Genomic DNA, 15,968 nt, shown 5'->3' with positions numbered 1-15,968 from the left:
TCACCGAGCTGGGCACGCCCCAAACGGTGGCCGTGGCATAACTACGTCTGGGGTTTGGGGAGACTCAGTCTCAAACCGATTTATGCAACAAAGCCCTTTTGATCTTAAAACTGGGGTGGAAATAGATTATAAGAAATGGTTTATCTCAGATAATTCTAAAAATAATTTTTTCCCAAAAGAATTGTGGCGACTTTTGATGAAATCTATTGCAAATAAAATTGCTGAAGATCAGCCTGATTGCGTTCAGCGAATGAAAGAAACCAAGGATTTTACTCCATGGATATCTTTGTCTGGAATGGAATTTAGATTTTCAGAAGATGTTCGCTCTCTTATCATATGTAGAGGAGACTATCGGCTTTCATTTAAAGCAGTTCGAAAATTCATTAAATCGGAAAGAGTAAAAGACTTTGATGCTATTGTTAAAAGTCTTGCTGCGGCTAGATAGTCAACCCTGAACCCTGCCGGGCAATCCCTACAACGGCCTCACGTTGGTCGAGGCACTTAAGCAAGTCGGCATTCTCACTGGCACGGACAAGCGGCCCGCCATGGTCATCGTGGACAAAGGCTACCGTTGTCGGTTAGCACCGCATGACTATGTTGTATCGCTCGACGGATCGCCTCTATCGTTGTGGTGCAGCCGTGTAGAACCTGGCCCATAGTGTTTCTTTCCATTCAGGGGAAAAGATTGCATCATCAAAACATGGGATCAAACATCTAGGCGAGGCGGATCATTCCCTGGGTGTTTGGGTGGACGAGGGGGTTGAACCCTGCGCGGCTTGCAGTGCCTCCTCTTTTAGCTGCGCCTGTTCCGCCAGGCGGCGGGCTCTGCGGCGCGCTGGCGTGCCGCCGATATACATCAGGATGCCGATGGGCAGCGCGCCATAGAGCAGCAGCGTAATCACGGCGCCCAGCACCGTGCCTTGCGGGCTGGCCGCTTCGACCACGGCCATCATGAGCACTACATAGAGCCAGCCAATCAAAACCAGATACATGCTCGGAATTTACCCGAAGTCGGCGCGTGCCGGGGCTTGGGACGGGGATTTTGGGCCTAAGATGGTGTGAATTTCATTTCGTGGGCATACGGCCAACCAGGAGACAGCGATGACGCAAGAGCAATTTTGGGGACCGGGAAGTGATCAGATGGCGCAGCTGTCGCAGCTGGGCCAGCAGTATGGGCAAATGTGGACCCAGGCGTTACAGGGCCTACAAAAGGGGATGCCCGCCATGAACGCCATGGGCGCACCTACGGGGCTGTTCAATGGCCTGGCCCAGCCGCAAGTCGGCGGCGCTCCCGTCAGCCTCGATGCCGACAAGCTGCGAGCCATTCAGGAGCAATACGCCAAGGATGCCATGGCGCTGTGGACCGAAAGCGCCAGGGGCGTGGTACCCGTACCCAGGGACCGGCGTTTTGCAGGCGATGCCTGGCAGCAAAATCCGATGGCTGCCTTCACCGCTGCCAGCTACGCCCTCAATGCCAAGGCGCTGATGGACATGGTTGATGCCGTGCTGGGTGATGAAAAAACCCGTGCCCGCATCCGGTTTGGTGTGGAGCAGTGGGTGGCGGCAACGGCACCCAGCAACTTTCTCGCGCTCAATGCCGAGGCCCAGCAAAAGGCCATCGACACCAACGGCCAGAGCATCGCCCAGGGCATTCAGAACATGCTGGCCGACATGCGCCAGGGCCATGTCTCGATGACTGACGAATCACAGTTCGAGGTGGGCAGAAACGTGGCCACCAGCGAGGGTGCGGTGGTGTTCGAGAACGAGCTGTTTCAGCTGATCGAGTACAAACCGCTGACCACTCAGGTGTTCGAGCGCCCCATGCTGTTTGTGCCGCCGTGCATCAACAAGTACTACATCCTGGATCTGCAGCCTGAAAACTCGCTGATCCGCCATTCGGTGGAAAACGGGCACCGTACCTTCGTGGTGAGCTGGCGCAACCCTGACGAGAGCCTGGGCAACAAAACCTGGGACGACTATATTGGCGACGCTGTCATCAAGGCCATCGAGGTGGTCAAGGACATCTCCGGCCAGGCGCAGATCAATGCGCTGGGCTTTTGCGTGGGCGGCACCATGCTCGTCAATGGCCTGGCGGTGCTGGCGGCGCGGGGTGACAAATCGGTGGCCAGTGCTACCTTGCTCACCACCCTGGTAGATTTTTCGGACACCGGCGTGCTCGACGTGTTCATCGACGAGAACTTCGTCAAGTTCCGCGAACTGACCATGGGCAAGGGCGGCCTGATGGCTGGGCAGGATCTGGCATCGACCTTCAGCTTTCTGCGGCCCGTCGATTTGGTGTGGAACTACGTGGTGGGCAACTACCTTAAAGGCGAGACGCCGCCGCCGTTTGACCTGCTGTACTGGAACAGCGACTCCACCAACCTGCCTGGCCCTTACTACGCATGGTATCTGCGCAACTTCTACCTGGAAAACAAGCTGGTGCAGCCCGGCGCGCTCACGGTGTGCGGGGAGCAATTGGATGTGAGCAAGATCAACATGCCCATCTATATCTATGGCTCGCGTGAAGACCATATCGTGCCGATTGGCGCGGCCTACGCCAGCACCCAGGTGCTGGGTGGAAAGAAGCGTTTCGTGATGGGCGCCTCCGGCCATATCGCCGGTGTCATCAACCCGCCTGCCAAGAAAAAGCGCAGCCACTGGCTGCGTGAGGACGGCAAGTTTCCCACAGGCATTGATGAATGGCTCCAGGGAGCGGACGAGTTGCCCGGCAGTTGGTGGACGGACTGGATGGACTGGCTTGCCAAAAGCAGTGGCAAAAAAGTGGCTGCGCCCAAGACCTACGGCAAGGCACGCACCGCCTACAAGGCGCTGGAGCCTGCGCCGGGCAGCTACGTCAAGGCCAAGGCCTGATTGCTGCGCGCCTGTGCCGCCCAAAGAGGCGCGCCCAAGGCTTGCGCTTTGCCCCTTGCCCGAGCGGCGTGCCATCTGGCATGCAAATGCCAAGGCCGCAAAAGGGCGAGTATGCTGCAATGCAATAATGTGATGGCTCCTGCAAGCAGTGGCCACAGCGAGTATCGAATTTGATAGCTGAAAAGCTAAATGTGACAGGCGCCAAAGCCTATTTTTAAAGGAAGAACCATGGAAGACATCGTCATCATTTCGGCCGTGCGTACGGCAGTCGGCAAGTTCGGTGGCTCGCTGGCCAAGGTGCCCGCAACGGACCTGGGCGCGACGGTGATCAAGGAAGCACTGGCGCGTGCCAAGGTAGGTGCAGACCAGGTGGATGAAGTCATCATGGGCCAGGTGTTGGCAGCTGGTGTGGGGCAGAATCCGGCGCGCCAGGCCATGATCAAGGCAGGCGTGGACAAGAAAACGCCTGCGCTGACCATCAATGCCGTATGTGGCTCGGGCCTCAAGTCCGTCATGCTGGCGGCGCAGGCCATCAGCAATGGCGATGCCGATGTGGTAGTGGCCGGCGGCCAGGAAAACATGAGCCTCTCGCCCCACGTGCTGAATGGTTCGCGTGACGGCCAGCGCATGGGCGACTGGAAAATGACCGACACCATGATCGTCGATGGCCTGTGGGATGTGTACAACCAGTACCACATGGGCATCACCGCCGAGAACGTGGCCAAGGAATTCCATATCGACCGCGAAAAGCAGGACGCCTTTGCACTGGCCAGCCAGCAAAAGGCTACCGCCGCTCAGGACGCGGGCAACTTTGTGGAAGAAATCGTCACAGTTGCCATTCCACAGCGCAAGGGCGACCCCATCGAATTCAAGGCCGACGAATACATCAATCGCAAAACCAATGCGGATGCACTCGCTGGCCTCAAGCCTGCGTTCGACAAGGCAGGCTCCGTCACGGCGGGCAATGCTTCGGGCCTGAACGATGGTGCCGCTGCACTGGTGGTGGCCAGCGCCAAGAAGGCCAAGGAACTGGGGGCAGAGCCACTGGCACGCATTGCAGGCTTTGCCACCGTAGGGCTCGATCCCAAGATCATGGGCATGGGCCCGATGCACGCCGTGCGCAAGGTGCTGGCCAAGACTGGTTGGAAAGAGGGCGAGGTTGACCTGTTCGAGCTCAATGAAGCATTTGCAGCTCAGGCCTGCGCCGTGAACCAGGAGCTCGGTCTGGACACGAGCAAGGTCAACGTCAATGGCGGCGCCATCGCCATTGGCCACCCCATCGGTGCATCCGGCGCTCGTATCCTGGTGACGCTGCTGCACGAGATGAAGCGCCGCGGCTCCAAGCGCGGCATTGCCGGTCTGTGCATTGGCGGTGGCATGGGTGTAGCCCTGGCTGTGGAGCGTGTATAGGCAGATATCGCCCACGAAGGCCGTCATGCATTGATGGCAGCTTTGTGACTTTCTGCAATCGAACCCTTCGTTTCGATAGCCTTTAAAATGGCTCGAATTCAAAGGAAAAAAAGCGCGCTCCAAGGAGCGCGTTTTTGTTGTTTGCGCATGACATTTTCATCAAAAAATGGCGCCAAACCAAGATTCTGAGCGCTTGGCGTAAACGAGGGTCTCGGGGCCTTGTTTCTTGGTTAAAGTGGTAGTGCGCTATCAATCCACGAAATACCAAGGAGATATGAATGAGTCAAAAAGTGGCCTATGTAACCGGCGGTATGGGAGGCATTGGAACGGCCATTTGCCAACGCTTGCACAAAGACGGATTCAAGGTGATTGCGGGCTGTGGCCCCACGCGTGATTTCCAGAAGTGGCTGGACGAGCAAAAGGCACAGGGCTATACCTTCTACGCATCGGTCGGCAATGTCGGCAGCTGGGAGTCCACGGTCGAGGCATTTGCCAAGACCAAGGCGGAACACGGCACCATCGATGTGCTGGTGAACAACGCCGGTATCACCCGCGATCGCATGTTCATCAAGATGACCCCCGAAGACTGGCAGACGGTGATCGAAACCAACCTGAATTCCATGTTCAATGTGACCAAACAGGTCGTTGGCGACATGGTGGAAAAGGGCTGGGGCCGCATCGTCAATATCAGCTCGGTCAATGGCGCCAAGGGGCAGGCGGGGCAAACCAACTACTCGGCCGCCAAGGCAGGCATGCACGGTTTCTCGATGGCGCTGGCGCAGGAGCTGGCAGGCAAGGGCGTCACGGTCAACACCGTAAGCCCTGGCTATATCGGCACGGACATGGTCAAGGCCATCCGCCCCGATGTGCTGGAGAAGATCGTCGGCACCATCCCTATGAAGCGCCTGGGCGAGCCGCAGGAAATTGCAGCCATCATTGCTTGGTTGGCGTCGGAAGACGGCGGCTATGCAACTGGCGCCGAGTTCTCTGTGAACGGTGGCCTGCACACGCACTAAGCGACGTACGGTAGTACCAGCAATAAAAAACGCGCTACCTGGCGCGTTTTTTTGCTTTTGATCCTGGAGCGGGTGATGGGAATCGAACCCACGTTATTTGCTTGGGAAGCAAGAGTCCTACCATTGAACGACACCCGCAGAGTGGGGCTTATTGTAGTCGCAGAAGAGGTGCGTTCCGGTGTGCTTTCCAGCTTCGTGGCAGCAATGCGACTCTTGCGGTATTTCCGGTGCCCGGTCAGGTGCGCGCACGGGGTTTGGGCAGCGTGGGGCGGCCGTCCTCCAGGGGCTGGAGCTTCCACTGGCCGCTTTCGGCTTCGCGTTCAAGATTGCGGCGTACATCGATCCGTTTGGCCGTGTATTTGGCAATGCACTCGAGCTTTTGCAGATCCTGCTCCTGCAGACTGGGGTCGGGCTGGGTGCTGAAGCAGCATAGCGTGCCGTAGACTTGGCCATCCGATAGCACGATGGGCGTGCTCAGATGTGCTCCGATCCGAAAGGGCGTTGGAGGCAACTGGGCTTGTGCGGCGTAGGCCGCGGCATCGTGCACCAGACGAGGGAGCCGGCCATCCAGCACGCATTGGCAGAAGGATTCTTCCAGCGAAGAGCCGCCGCCTGTTTCGATGAGCGCGCGGTCGGGCTTGTGGTTGACGTACTTGAACATGCGCCTGCCGTCGCGGATTTCCGATACAAAGATCACATCCATGTTCAGGTGCTCGCGCAGGCCGTGCAGCACCTCTTTCACGTTCTGGTCAATCAGCGTATCTGCATTGTCGGCGGTGGCCACCAAAAGCTCGCTCATCGCCACTTCCAAGGCGTCCGGTGCATAGTCCCACAAATGAATTGCCATCGATCACTCCTGCCAATAACGATGCGCAAAGGCATACATTTTTGAATTTAACGATACGAATATTAAACACAAAAATAGGTATGTTGACCCAACCGCGCCAGCGGCAATGTTGTGCGGTGGTTGCTGTTCAACGGGTGGTGCTCCCCCAGGCTAGAGCAGGTCGGGTATATCGATCCAGCCAATGCGGCCTTGGGCCAGATCGTTCATTCGCTCGATGAAGGCGGGGGCAGCGCTGGCTGGCAGTTCGATGGTGGCGACCACCTGGCTTGCATGTTCGATGGCCAGCAACTGGGCGTGGGCCTGTGCAATTTCTCGGCGCAGCGTACCTTCCAGCGCATAGGGAATGCTGCATTGCAGGCAGGCCATGGCCCGGCGTTCCACCTTTTCTGCCTGCAGCAGTGCCTGGGCAATGGCATCGGTGTAGGCGCGCACCAGACCGCCAGCACCCAGCTTGACGCCGCCGAAGTACCGCACCACGGTGGCCAGCGCGCCTTCGAGCTGCTGGTGGCGCAGCACATCGAGCATGGGTCGGCCAGCGGTGCCGCTGGGCTCACCATCATCCACCGCTGCCGATTGACCGCCTGCCAGCAAGGCCCAGCATACATGGTTGGCGCTGGGGTGTTCGGCGCGCAGACGCTGCACGATGGTCTGGGCTTGCGCACGGTCTGCAACGGGCTGCACGCAGCCGATGAATCGGCTTTTCTTGATCAGCAGATCGCTATGGACGGCTTGCGCCAGGGTGTAGGGCATCGGACGAAGAAAGAGATGTTTGCTTACAACATGATGGCGTCAACGGGACAGCAACGTCATGCGTTAGACACATACCATTGTTTCAATGACGGGGTGCATCCAGGCCGGTGTACAGCGTCAGGCAAACAGGGACAACGAGGCAAGGCGCGAGTCTACCTCGATTCTTTTTTATCAACTTCAGCCCTTTTATTCACACAGATCTTTTTCGGGGAGCGTATATGCAACACCAACTGCAAACCAACTTGGACGCCTTGAACAACCATGGCTTTGGTCGAGCAGGCATGGAGCTGCCTGCTTATGCGACCGAACTTGTGGCTGCCTTGCCTGCACATCCCAGCGCCAATGATGACGATGGCTATGTGGATCTGGCGCAGCGTGTGCGCGAATGCGGAGAGTGGTAACGGTTGCTTTCCGCAATCCGGTATGTTTGGAGTCTGAAACAGGGTGGATACCGGGCTGATGGAGCCACCACTGACAGACTGAAAGAGGGCAGCAGTGGCTGCCCTTGGTTTTTGCGATTCGAGTCAAACATGCGACAATGTGCGGAACATTGATGCAGCGCAATATCTGTATGGGGGCTTTCGCTGTTGGCCGCCTGCGCTGCAAGTTGCGAAAACTATAAAACTAATAGCAACAATACCCGTATGAAAGCGCGCTACGGGCTATTTACCTAGAATATCGGGCCTGTTCCTGCTGTGGCCTGCCCGAGCCAGAGCGTGCTTTACATGACTGCTGCCCCATGACTGCCCCCATTGACGTCTCCTTTTTTGAGCGTGCCGCCAAGCCGCTGACCAGCTACAAGCCTTACTGGGCCAAGCGTTTTGGTACGGCGCCTTTCCTGCCCATGAGCCGCGCCGAGATGGATCAGCTGGGCTGGGACAGCTGCGACATCATTCTGGTCACGGGCGATGCCTATGTCGATCACCCGAGCTTTGGCATGTCGGTGATCGGCCGTGTGCTGGAAGCGCAGGGCTTTCGCGTGGGCATCATTGCCCAGCCCGACTGGCACAGTGCCGAGGCCTTCAAGGCCCTGGGCAAGCCCAATCTGTTCTGGGGCGTGACGGCGGGCAACATGGATTCGATGATCAACCGGTACACGGCAGACCGCAAGATCCGCTCGGACGATGCCTATACGCCTGGCGACGTAGGCGGCAAGCGGCCTGACCGCGCGGCCATCGTCTACAGCCAGCGCTGCCGCGAAGCTTACAAGGATGTGCCCATTGTGCTGGGCGGCATTGAAGGCAGCCTGCGCCGTATCGCCCACTACGACTACTGGAGCGACAAAGTGCGCCGCTCCATCGTGGTGGACAGCAAGTGTGACATCCTGCTGTACGGCAATGCCGAGCGGGCGCTGGTTGAGGTGGCGCATCGCATTGCGGCGCGCGAGCCTGTGGAAAGCATTACCGATGTGCGCGGTACCGCGTTCTTCCGCCGCGCATCGGAAGAGGGCTGGTATGAAGTGGATTCCACCATTGTGGACGAGCCCGGTGTTGTGGAACCCCACATCAATCCGTATATGACGACCAGCGAGCAGGCCGAAGCCCAGGGGCAGACCTGCTCCAAGGAAGATGCCGCTGATTCAGGTGCGTTGAGCGCAAATGCCATAAGCGCTGGCAGCCTCAAGAATGCCGAGGCAGGGCCAGCCATTCAGCCCATCCAGTTCGTCCCCAATCTTTCGCTGCGTGCCAAGGGCAAGCAGCCGCCGCGTGACAAGACGGTGCTGCGCCTGCCCAGCTACGAGCAGGTCAAGGCCGATCCGATTCTTTACGCCCACGCCAACCGGGTACTGCACCTGGAAACCAACCCGGGCAATGCCCGCGCATTGGTGCAGGCGCATGGTGAAGGTGCCACGGCCCGTGATGTGTGGCTGAACCCGCCCCCCATCCCGCTCACCACCGCCGAGATGGACTGGGTTTTCGGTCTGCCATATGCGCGCAGCCCACACCCCCGTTACGCAGACGAGCAGGGCAGCCACGAGGGCGAGACCAAGATTCCTGCCTGGGAGATGATCCGCACCTCGGTCAACATCATGCGGGGCTGCTTTGGCGGCTGTACCTTCTGCTCGATCACCGAGCATGAGGGCCGCATCATCCAGAGCCGCTCCGAGGATTCGATCATTCAGGAGGTGGAGGATATCCGCGACAAGGTCAAGGGTTTCACCGGCACCATCTCCGACCTGGGCGGCCCTACGGCCAATATGTACCGCCTGGGATGCAAGAGCCCCGAAATTGAAGCGGCCTGCCGCAAGCCCAGCTGTGTCTTTCCCGGCATCTGCCAGAACCTGCACACCGACCACGCGCCGCTCATCAAGATCTACCGCCGCGCGCGCAAGCTGCCTGGCATCAAGAAGATCCTGATCGGCTCGGGCCTGCGCTACGACCTGGCTGTGAAGTCGCCCGAGTATGTGAAGGAACTGGTGCAACACCATGTGGGCGGCTACCTGAAGATTGCGCCTGAGCACACCGAGACCGGTCCGCTGTCCAAGATGATGAAGCCCGGCATTGGCAGCTACGACCGCTTCAAGCAGCTGTTCGAGAAGTTCAGCGAAGAGGCGGGCAAGAAGCAGTACCTGATTCCATACTTCATTGCCGCCCACCCGGGCACCAGCGATGAGGACATGATGAACCTTGCCATCTGGCTCAAGAAGAATGGATTTCGCGCCGACCAGGTGCAGACCTTCTACCCCAGTCCCATGGCCACCGCGACGGCCATGTACCACAGCGGCCGCAACACGCTCACCAAGGTGCGGCGTCAGATGCGCGATGCGGATGAGGAGTCGGTGGACATCGTGCGCGGCGAAAAGCGTCGGCGCCTGCACAAGGCGTTTCTGCGCTACCACGATCCGAACAACTGGCCTGTGCTGCGCGATGCGCTCAAGGCCATGGGCCGCTCCGATCTGATCGGTAACGGCAAGCACCACCTGATTCCAACCTTTCAGCCCCTGGTGGATGGCAGCTACCAGAGTGCGCGCAAGAAGAACAGCACCGCGGCCAAGCCCGGTGGCGGCGGACTGGGTTACACCGTGAACAAGGATGGCAAGGCGGTTGCCTTGGCGCCTCGCCGTCCGCAGGCCCAGCAAGAGCCCAAGGGCGATGTCCGGTTCCGCTCGGCGCAGCAGCCCAAGGCAGGCCAGATGCTGACACAGCACACGGGCTTGCCACCGCGCGCAGGTGTCAAAGTCAGCGGCAAGGCAGGCAAGCCTGGCAAGGTGCGCAGACCCGGTTGACCCCACAGCGGCCCGCAAAAACAAAGCCCGATCGCATCGGGCTTTGTTTTTGAGAGCGGGGCCGAAGTAGCCAGGCGCCCGCGCCTAAGAACCTGTTCAAAGAGGATTTCTAGATCACGCCGCGTGCCATGGACAGCGGCAGGTTTGGCGCAGGGCTGCCGAGCCTGGCACCGGCAGCAGGGGCGGCTGCTGCAGCGGCCTCATTGGCGGCGGGGGAGGCGTGCACCCCCGGAAAGGGCTTGGGCGCACCAGTTGCATAACCTTGGGCATAGTCCACGCCCATGTCACGCAGCATCTCCACGATCTCTGGCGTGGCTGCAAATTCGGCGATGGTCTTCATGCCCAGCGCGTGGCCCAGGTGGTTGATGGCTTCCACCATGGCGCGGTGTGCGGGTTCGCGCTGCATGTCAGCCACAATGGCACCGTCGATTTTCAGAAAATCAACTGGCAGATTTTTCAGGGATGCGAAGGACGAGACGCCTGCGCCGAAATCGTCCATCGAGAACTTGCAGCCCATTTCCTTGAGCGATTTGACCAGGCGGATTGCATTGGGCAGATGGGTGATGGCTGCTGTCTCGGTGATTTCAAAGCACAGGATGCGCGGGTTGATGCCATGCAGTTCGATCTGGTGGCGCAGAAAATCCAGCAGCTTTTCATCGCCCAGCGTCGTGCCCGAGAGATTGATGGCACAGCATGAGATGGGCATCACATGCCAGGCCTTTTGCATGGCCGCCAGCGTTTCCAGCGATTTGTTGACCACCCAGCGATCCACCAGCGGCATCAGGCCATAGCGCTCTGCGGCGGGGATGAAGTGCACAGGGCTGATCACGCTGCCGTCTGGCATGCGCATGCGTATCTGCACTTCTACATGCAGAGCATGGCCGGCAGCGGCCTCCGCACTGTTGTTCAAAGCATGGATTGGCTGGGCGTGCAGAATGAACTGGTCGCCTTCGAGCGCCGTCTTGATGCGCTCCACCCATTCCATCTCGCCCACATAGCGGGCAATTTCCTGATCTACAGCCGGATCGTAGGCATACACGGCGTTGCGGCCACGCTGCTTGGCGCCAAAGCATGCCATATCGGCCACGCGGAAGACTTCTTCCACCGAGTCGAGGGGTGCGCAGAGTTTGACGAGGCCAATGCTGATGCTTGAGCTGAGGCTGCGCTCTCCCCATTGGATGCGCAGATGCTGCGCGGCATCGCGGATCTGCTCCGCCAGCTCCTTGGCCAGATCGAAGGAGCAGTTTTCCAGCAGGATGGCGAATTCATCACCGCCCACGCGGGCCAGGGTGTCTTCTGCCCGCAGGCCATGCTGCAGCATGGTGCTGATGGCTCGCAGCATGGCATCTCCCGCAGAGTGGCCGCCGGTGTCGTTGATGACCTTGAACTGGTCGAGATCCAGATACATGATGGCACCAGCGGGGCCATCGTGCTTGTGCGGCTGGGTCAACACCAGCCCCAGGCGCCGCTCGAATTCATAGCGATTGACCAGGCCCGTCAGCTGGTCGTGCGTGGCTTGCCAAGCCAGCTCGCGGATGAAGGTCTGCTCCTGGCTTACATCATGGAAAACAAAGACTGCCTCGGTGGTGCCGGTATGCGTTCCAAGCGGCGTGTAGGCCATTTTTACCTGTCGTGCGCGGCGGTGGCTGTCGTAAATGGTGAATATGGCTTCATTGACCAGCGATTTGCCGCTCAAAGCATCCAGGATCGCGTCCTGGACCAGGTAGCTTTCGAGCTCTGCTGGCGGGGTGCGCATGCGCTCGGCCAGGTTGCGCATGAAAAGCTGGTGAAGGCTGGCGCCCAGCAACTGTTCGGCGGCCTTGTTCATATAAAGCACGTCGCCTGCCGCATTGGTGGTGATGACGGCGTCGCCAATCGCAGCCAGGGTGGTGGTGGCGCGCTGGCTCACCATGTCGAGGGTGTTTTCCACCTGTTCGGTATCGCGCTTGAGACGGCTGGTGTGCCACATCAGCAGCACAAGCATGAGCAGGGCGCCACCAATGTTGAGCCACAGCAGGTTTGCCTTGAGCTTGCGCGCCGATGTGTTGAGGATGCTGGAGAAGTCCTGCTCGATCGCCGCGAGCTGGGATTGCAGGGCATTGATCTTGGTCAGCCAGCCTTGCTGTTGCGTGGAGGTGGGGGCGTTGGCTTGCAGACTGGCATGAATCAAGTTGCCAACGGCTTGCAGCTCCATCAATGCGCTGTCGCTGGCGCGCCATTTGTCCAGCAGGGGGCCGACCAGGGCCGTGTCTCTGAAGTAGCCCGTCAGCCAGAGCAGTTCGTTGATTTCTTGGGGATCGTTACGCCCTTGTTCGAGCAGCAGTGATGCCTGGGGTTCGGCCTTGCTGCCTTGCGCCTCAAGCAGCTTGCGGGCCTGCAAGTCGCTCAGGGGAACGCTGAGGCCCTTGATGAACTGGTCGTAAGCGTTGACATCGCCTGTGGTGGCGTAATGGCTCAGGGCATAGATGGCGTCCTTTTGGCCTTTGCTCCACTGGCTCTCTCCCGTGCTGAAGGAGCGCAGTGCGCTGAGCGTCTGCAGACTGATGAGCGCCAATGTGGCTTGTACCAGCGCCAGCGCAATGAAGGGCCAGATACTGCGCAGCGTGCGCAGACTGCGTCGCCAATGTGAGTCCGCCGTGCCACTCGCCGCCGTGCCTGAGGCGGTGGGGCGTTGCGAGGCATAGTAGTCCATGGTCGTACCTACTGCCATGGCTGAGTCACCAATTGCTCAGCCTGTTGAGGGCATTGACAGGTACTTGGGCCTTGCATGGAGTGGAGTGTCTTCAAAAATGGCGGTTGCAAATTGAGTCGATGCTCATATTTGGAGTTGATGGACGCTATTCTAGAGATAGTTTATTACTATTTTTTCAAAAAATGTTGCTGATTTTTAATTCTTACAAAGATGGAGGCGGTTGGTTCGCATCTACTGTCAATCCCGTAATCTGCGGCACATCGCAGGGAAGGGCGTGACGTCTGACAGGGTGGCAGGGGGCATTGCGTAGTCAGGCATGTGACAGCAAAGCCTTGGCACAATGGTGGCAGCGGCGCGCCCAGGGATGCGCCCAGTGGTATTGTTCAAGGAGATACATATATATGTCACAAGCGCGCCCGTTCAAAGTTTTAGGTATTCAGCAAGTCGCCATCGGTGGCACCGACAAGGGCCGCATGAAAAAGCTGTGGGTGGATATGCTGGGGCTGGAGCAGACGGGTAGCTTCCAGAGCGAGCGAGAGAATGTGGATGAAGACATTCTGGCGATGGGCAAAGGTGCCATGAAGGTGGAAGTGGACATCATGCAGCCCATGGATATCGAGAAAAAGCCGGCTGTGCATGCCACCCCGCTCAACCACATCGGCCTGTGGATCGATGATCTGCCTGCCGCTGTTCAATGGCTGACTGCCAACGGTGTGCGTTTTGCGCCAGGTGGCATCCGCAAAGGCGCTGCGGGCTATGACATCACCTTTCTGCACCCCAAGAGCAATGATGAGTTTCCCATTGCCGGCGAAGGCGTGCTGATCGAGTTGGTACAAGCCTCTGCCGAGGTGATTGCTGCACTGGGTTGAAGGGGGCGGCTCTTACCCCATCTGCCGCTTGCGCCTGTCTGCAAGCGTCACCATAGCAAAAATGATAGCGAATCAAGGTATTAGCCATGCTGAGCAACCCCATCATTCCCGTACTGCGCAGCTTTGATGAAGCCAAGGCTGTCGAGTTCTACCAGGCATTTCTGGGCTTTACACAAGACTGGACGCACCGTTTTGGCGATGACTTCCCGCTCTACCAACAAGTGAGCCTCAAAGGCCAGGATGGCCGCGTCTGCATCCTGCACCTGAGCGAGCATCATGGGGATGCAAGCCCCGGCGCCAATGTGCGCATTGAATGGCCGGGGCTGGCGGCTTTCCAGCAGGCCTTGCTGGCCAAGAACTACCGCAACGCCAAGCCAGGGCTGGAGCGCATGCCCTGGGGCATGCAGGAATTGCGCATTGCCGACCCGTTTGGCAATCGCATCGTGTTCTTTGAAGAGTTGCAGGACGAGGCGGCCCCTGCCTCGCCCTAGGGAACCTCTGCAAAACTCCCTGCCGTGGTCTGAACGCGGTCTCGGGCGATCCGCTGCGTTGTCTTCCTCGCCAATAGCTACGGCTCGCCTTCAAAAGACGCCTTGCGGCTCATCCCGATCCGCGTCCATCCCATCTGGCGAGGGTTTTGCAGAGGTTCCCTAGCGGGAACACTCCCACATCGCGCCATCTGCCTTGGGCCCACGGAATACATCGTGGGCCGACTTCCCTGATTGGTTCAAGCACCGGACTTCTCGCTGATGTAGCGCTTTCTTGTGCGCAGTCCGAAATACCCGTAAATGCCACTCGGGATTGAATACATCGCCATGGCGCTAAAAGCTCCCAAATCCTGCCAGTCCTGTTGCGGCAATTGAAGCACTTCTGTGGCATTTCATCCAGCAGCGCTCGTCTCCCTCGGGCAAACCACGTCAATTGCCACCAAACGGCCGGTAACAGACCGCAGTAGACGCGCAGCACTTCCGTGATTTGAAGGAAATTGAAGGGCGGTTGACGCGGCTTGCTGTATTTGCCTGTCTTCGTGCAGGCTATGAGCTTCTATCTGCAGGCAAATATGCCGCATCTGGATATCTGCCAAAACCGACTCCCGCAGGGCATGCCATGCGCTTGGGATCGGCGCTGCTTCTGCAGACAATGGGCTCCATGCCAGGCCAGATCGGCTTTGGCCTTCATTGAGGAGCCCCATGTCCAGCCCATCTCATATTTCCGGATCGGCACCCGCCACCACTGCCGTGCACTGGCACCCTGCGGTAAAGCAGGCGCAACCCGCCATAACAGAGCGCTGGCCGGTGCAGGCCGTGCAGGAACTGCTGAATCTGCCATTTATGGAGTTGATGTACCGCGCGCAGACCGTGCATCGCGCGCACTGGCCAGAGGGCGACATGGAGCTGGCGACCTTGCTGTCTGTCAAGACAGGCGGTTGTCCAGAAAACTGTGGCTATTGCCCGCAGTCGGCGGAATTTGATACCGGGGTGAAGGCTGAGAAGCTGATGAGCGTTGCCGAGGTAACCGCTGCAGCCCAGGCAGCCAGGGATGCTGGCGCCACCCGTTTTTGCATGGGAGCTGCGTGGCGTGCCCCCAAGGACCGCGATATCGAGAAGGTGGGCGAGTTGATTGCGGCCGTCAAGGGCCTGGGCCTGCAAAGCTGTGCCACGCTGGGCATGCTGGCCCCGCACCAGGCGCAGGCCTTGCGCGAGGCAGGGTTGGATTACTACAACCACAACCTCGATACCGCGCCTGAATACTACAGCGATGTGGTCAGCAGCCGCCAGTACCAGGACAGGCTTGACACGCTGGCTGCGGTGCGCGGGGCCGGAATCAGCGTCTGTTGTGGGGGTATTGTCGGCATGGGGGAGGCCCCCGTGCACCGTGCGGGCCTGCTGGCCCAGTTGGCCAATATGGAGCCCTATCCGGAATCGGTGCCCATCAACAGCCTGGTGCGTGTACCGGGCACGCCGCTGGCCGACAGCGACCCGGTCGATCCGCTGGATTTTGTGCGGGTGATTGCCGTTGCCCGCATTCTGATGCCCAAAGCCCGGGTGCGCCTGTCGGCAGGCCGCCAGCAGTTGGGAGAAGCCGTACAGGCGCTGTGTTTTCTGGCCGGCGCCAACTCCATCTTCTATGGCGACAAGCTGCTGGTGACCGGCAACCCGGAGGCGGATGCCGACGCGCGCCTGCTCGCCAAGCTGGGCATGCCCGCACGCACTTGCAAAGTGCCCGCATAACGCCAAGGCCCCTGGCAGTTTTACCGGGCGCGGCATCATACGGAAACTGGCGTGCC

Annotated in this window: 13 protein-coding genes and 1 tRNA gene; 9 read left to right on the top strand and 5 right to left on the bottom strand. The window is 59.2% G+C overall.

Going from position 1 to position 15,968, the window contains the following annotated elements:
• The coding region (locus HNP33_RS14595; protein ID WP_221452086.1) for a hypothetical protein at positions 1-445 on the top strand (445 nt) is incomplete at its 5' end.
• A 283-nt stretch (positions 446-728) separates the two neighbouring features.
• Here the strand turns inward: HNP33_RS14595 and HNP33_RS14590 are convergent.
• Positions 729-992 (bottom strand): hypothetical protein, encoded by a 264-nt coding sequence (locus HNP33_RS14590; RefSeq protein ID WP_184709703.1) that lies wholly within the window; start codon positions 990-992, stop codon positions 729-731.
• Positions 993-1,101: 109 nt separating this feature from the next.
• Here HNP33_RS14590 and HNP33_RS14585 point away from each other — a divergent pair, with 109 nt between their 5' ends.
• The 3 genes from HNP33_RS14585 to phbB all read left to right on the top strand — a co-directional run bounded on the left by HNP33_RS14585 (position 1,102) and on the right by phbB (position 5,297).
• A complete protein-coding gene (locus HNP33_RS14585) occupies positions 1,102-2,871 on the top strand; it encodes a PHA/PHB synthase family protein (protein ID WP_418903848.1) in 1,770 nt (589 codons plus the stop codon).
• Positions 2,872-3,099: 228 nt separating this feature from the next.
• Complete coding sequence (locus tag HNP33_RS14580) at positions 3,100-4,281, top strand: acetyl-CoA C-acetyltransferase (RefSeq protein ID WP_184709587.1); 1,182 nt, start codon at positions 3,100-3,102, stop codon at positions 4,279-4,281.
• 278 nt (positions 4,282-4,559) lie between these two features.
• A complete protein-coding gene (gene phbB, locus HNP33_RS14575) occupies positions 4,560-5,297 on the top strand; it encodes an acetoacetyl-CoA reductase (RefSeq protein WP_184709589.1) in 738 nt (245 codons plus the stop codon).
• A 64-nt stretch (positions 5,298-5,361) separates the two neighbouring features.
• Here phbB and HNP33_RS14570 read toward each other — a convergent pair.
• From HNP33_RS14570 to HNP33_RS14560, 3 genes are all read right to left on the bottom strand, one after another.
• Positions 5,362-5,435, bottom strand: a tRNA-Gly gene (locus HNP33_RS14570).
• A gap of 97 nt (positions 5,436-5,532) precedes the next feature.
• A complete protein-coding gene (locus tag HNP33_RS14565) occupies positions 5,533-6,144 on the bottom strand; it encodes a GAF domain-containing protein (RefSeq protein ID WP_184709591.1) in 612 nt (203 codons plus the stop codon).
• A 150-nt stretch (positions 6,145-6,294) separates the two neighbouring features.
• Complete coding sequence (locus HNP33_RS14560; RefSeq protein ID WP_184709593.1) at positions 6,295-6,894, bottom strand: IMPACT family protein; 600 nt, start codon at positions 6,892-6,894, stop codon at positions 6,295-6,297.
• A gap of 218 nt (positions 6,895-7,112) precedes the next feature.
• Here HNP33_RS14560 and HNP33_RS14555 point away from each other — a divergent pair, with 218 nt between their 5' ends.
• On the top strand, positions 7,113-7,295 hold the full coding sequence (locus tag HNP33_RS14555; RefSeq protein WP_184709595.1) for a hypothetical protein: 183 nt from the start codon (positions 7,113-7,115) through the stop codon (positions 7,293-7,295).
• Positions 7,296-7,633: 338 nt separating this feature from the next.
• A complete protein-coding gene (locus HNP33_RS14550; RefSeq protein WP_184709597.1) occupies positions 7,634-10,120 on the top strand; it encodes a YgiQ family radical SAM protein in 2,487 nt (828 codons plus the stop codon).
• 109 nt (positions 10,121-10,229) lie between these two features.
• Here the strand turns inward: HNP33_RS14550 and HNP33_RS14545 are convergent, their stop codons facing one another.
• Positions 10,230-12,830 carry a putative bifunctional diguanylate cyclase/phosphodiesterase gene (locus tag HNP33_RS14545; RefSeq protein WP_184709598.1) on the bottom strand — a complete coding sequence of 867 codons (2,601 nt, stop codon included), beginning with the start codon at positions 12,828-12,830 and terminating at the stop codon, positions 10,230-10,232.
• A 383-nt stretch (positions 12,831-13,213) separates the two neighbouring features.
• Between HNP33_RS14545 and HNP33_RS14540 the strand changes: the two genes are divergently transcribed.
• From HNP33_RS14540 to bioB, 3 genes are all read left to right on the top strand, one after another.
• Positions 13,214-13,681 (top strand): VOC family protein, encoded by a 468-nt coding sequence (locus tag HNP33_RS14540; protein ID WP_184709601.1) that lies wholly within the window; start codon positions 13,214-13,216, stop codon positions 13,679-13,681.
• Between the two features lie 86 nt (positions 13,682-13,767).
• Positions 13,768-14,172, top strand: a complete 405-nt coding sequence (locus HNP33_RS14535; protein ID WP_184709603.1) for a glyoxalase superfamily protein — start codon at positions 13,768-13,770, stop codon at positions 14,170-14,172.
• 699 nt (positions 14,173-14,871) lie between these two features.
• On the top strand, positions 14,872-15,912 hold the full coding sequence (bioB, locus tag HNP33_RS14530; RefSeq protein ID WP_184709605.1) for a biotin synthase BioB: 1,041 nt from the start codon (positions 14,872-14,874) through the stop codon (positions 15,910-15,912).
• Positions 15,913-15,968: the final 56 nt, after the last annotated feature.

The sequence above is a fragment of the Comamonas odontotermitis genome (assembly GCF_014207855.1).
GTDB lineage: Bacteria > Pseudomonadota > Gammaproteobacteria > Burkholderiales > Burkholderiaceae_C > Comamonas > Comamonas odontotermitis_A.
Note: the sequence above shows the minus strand (reverse complement) of the source record. Positions and strands in the feature narration are given on the sequence as shown.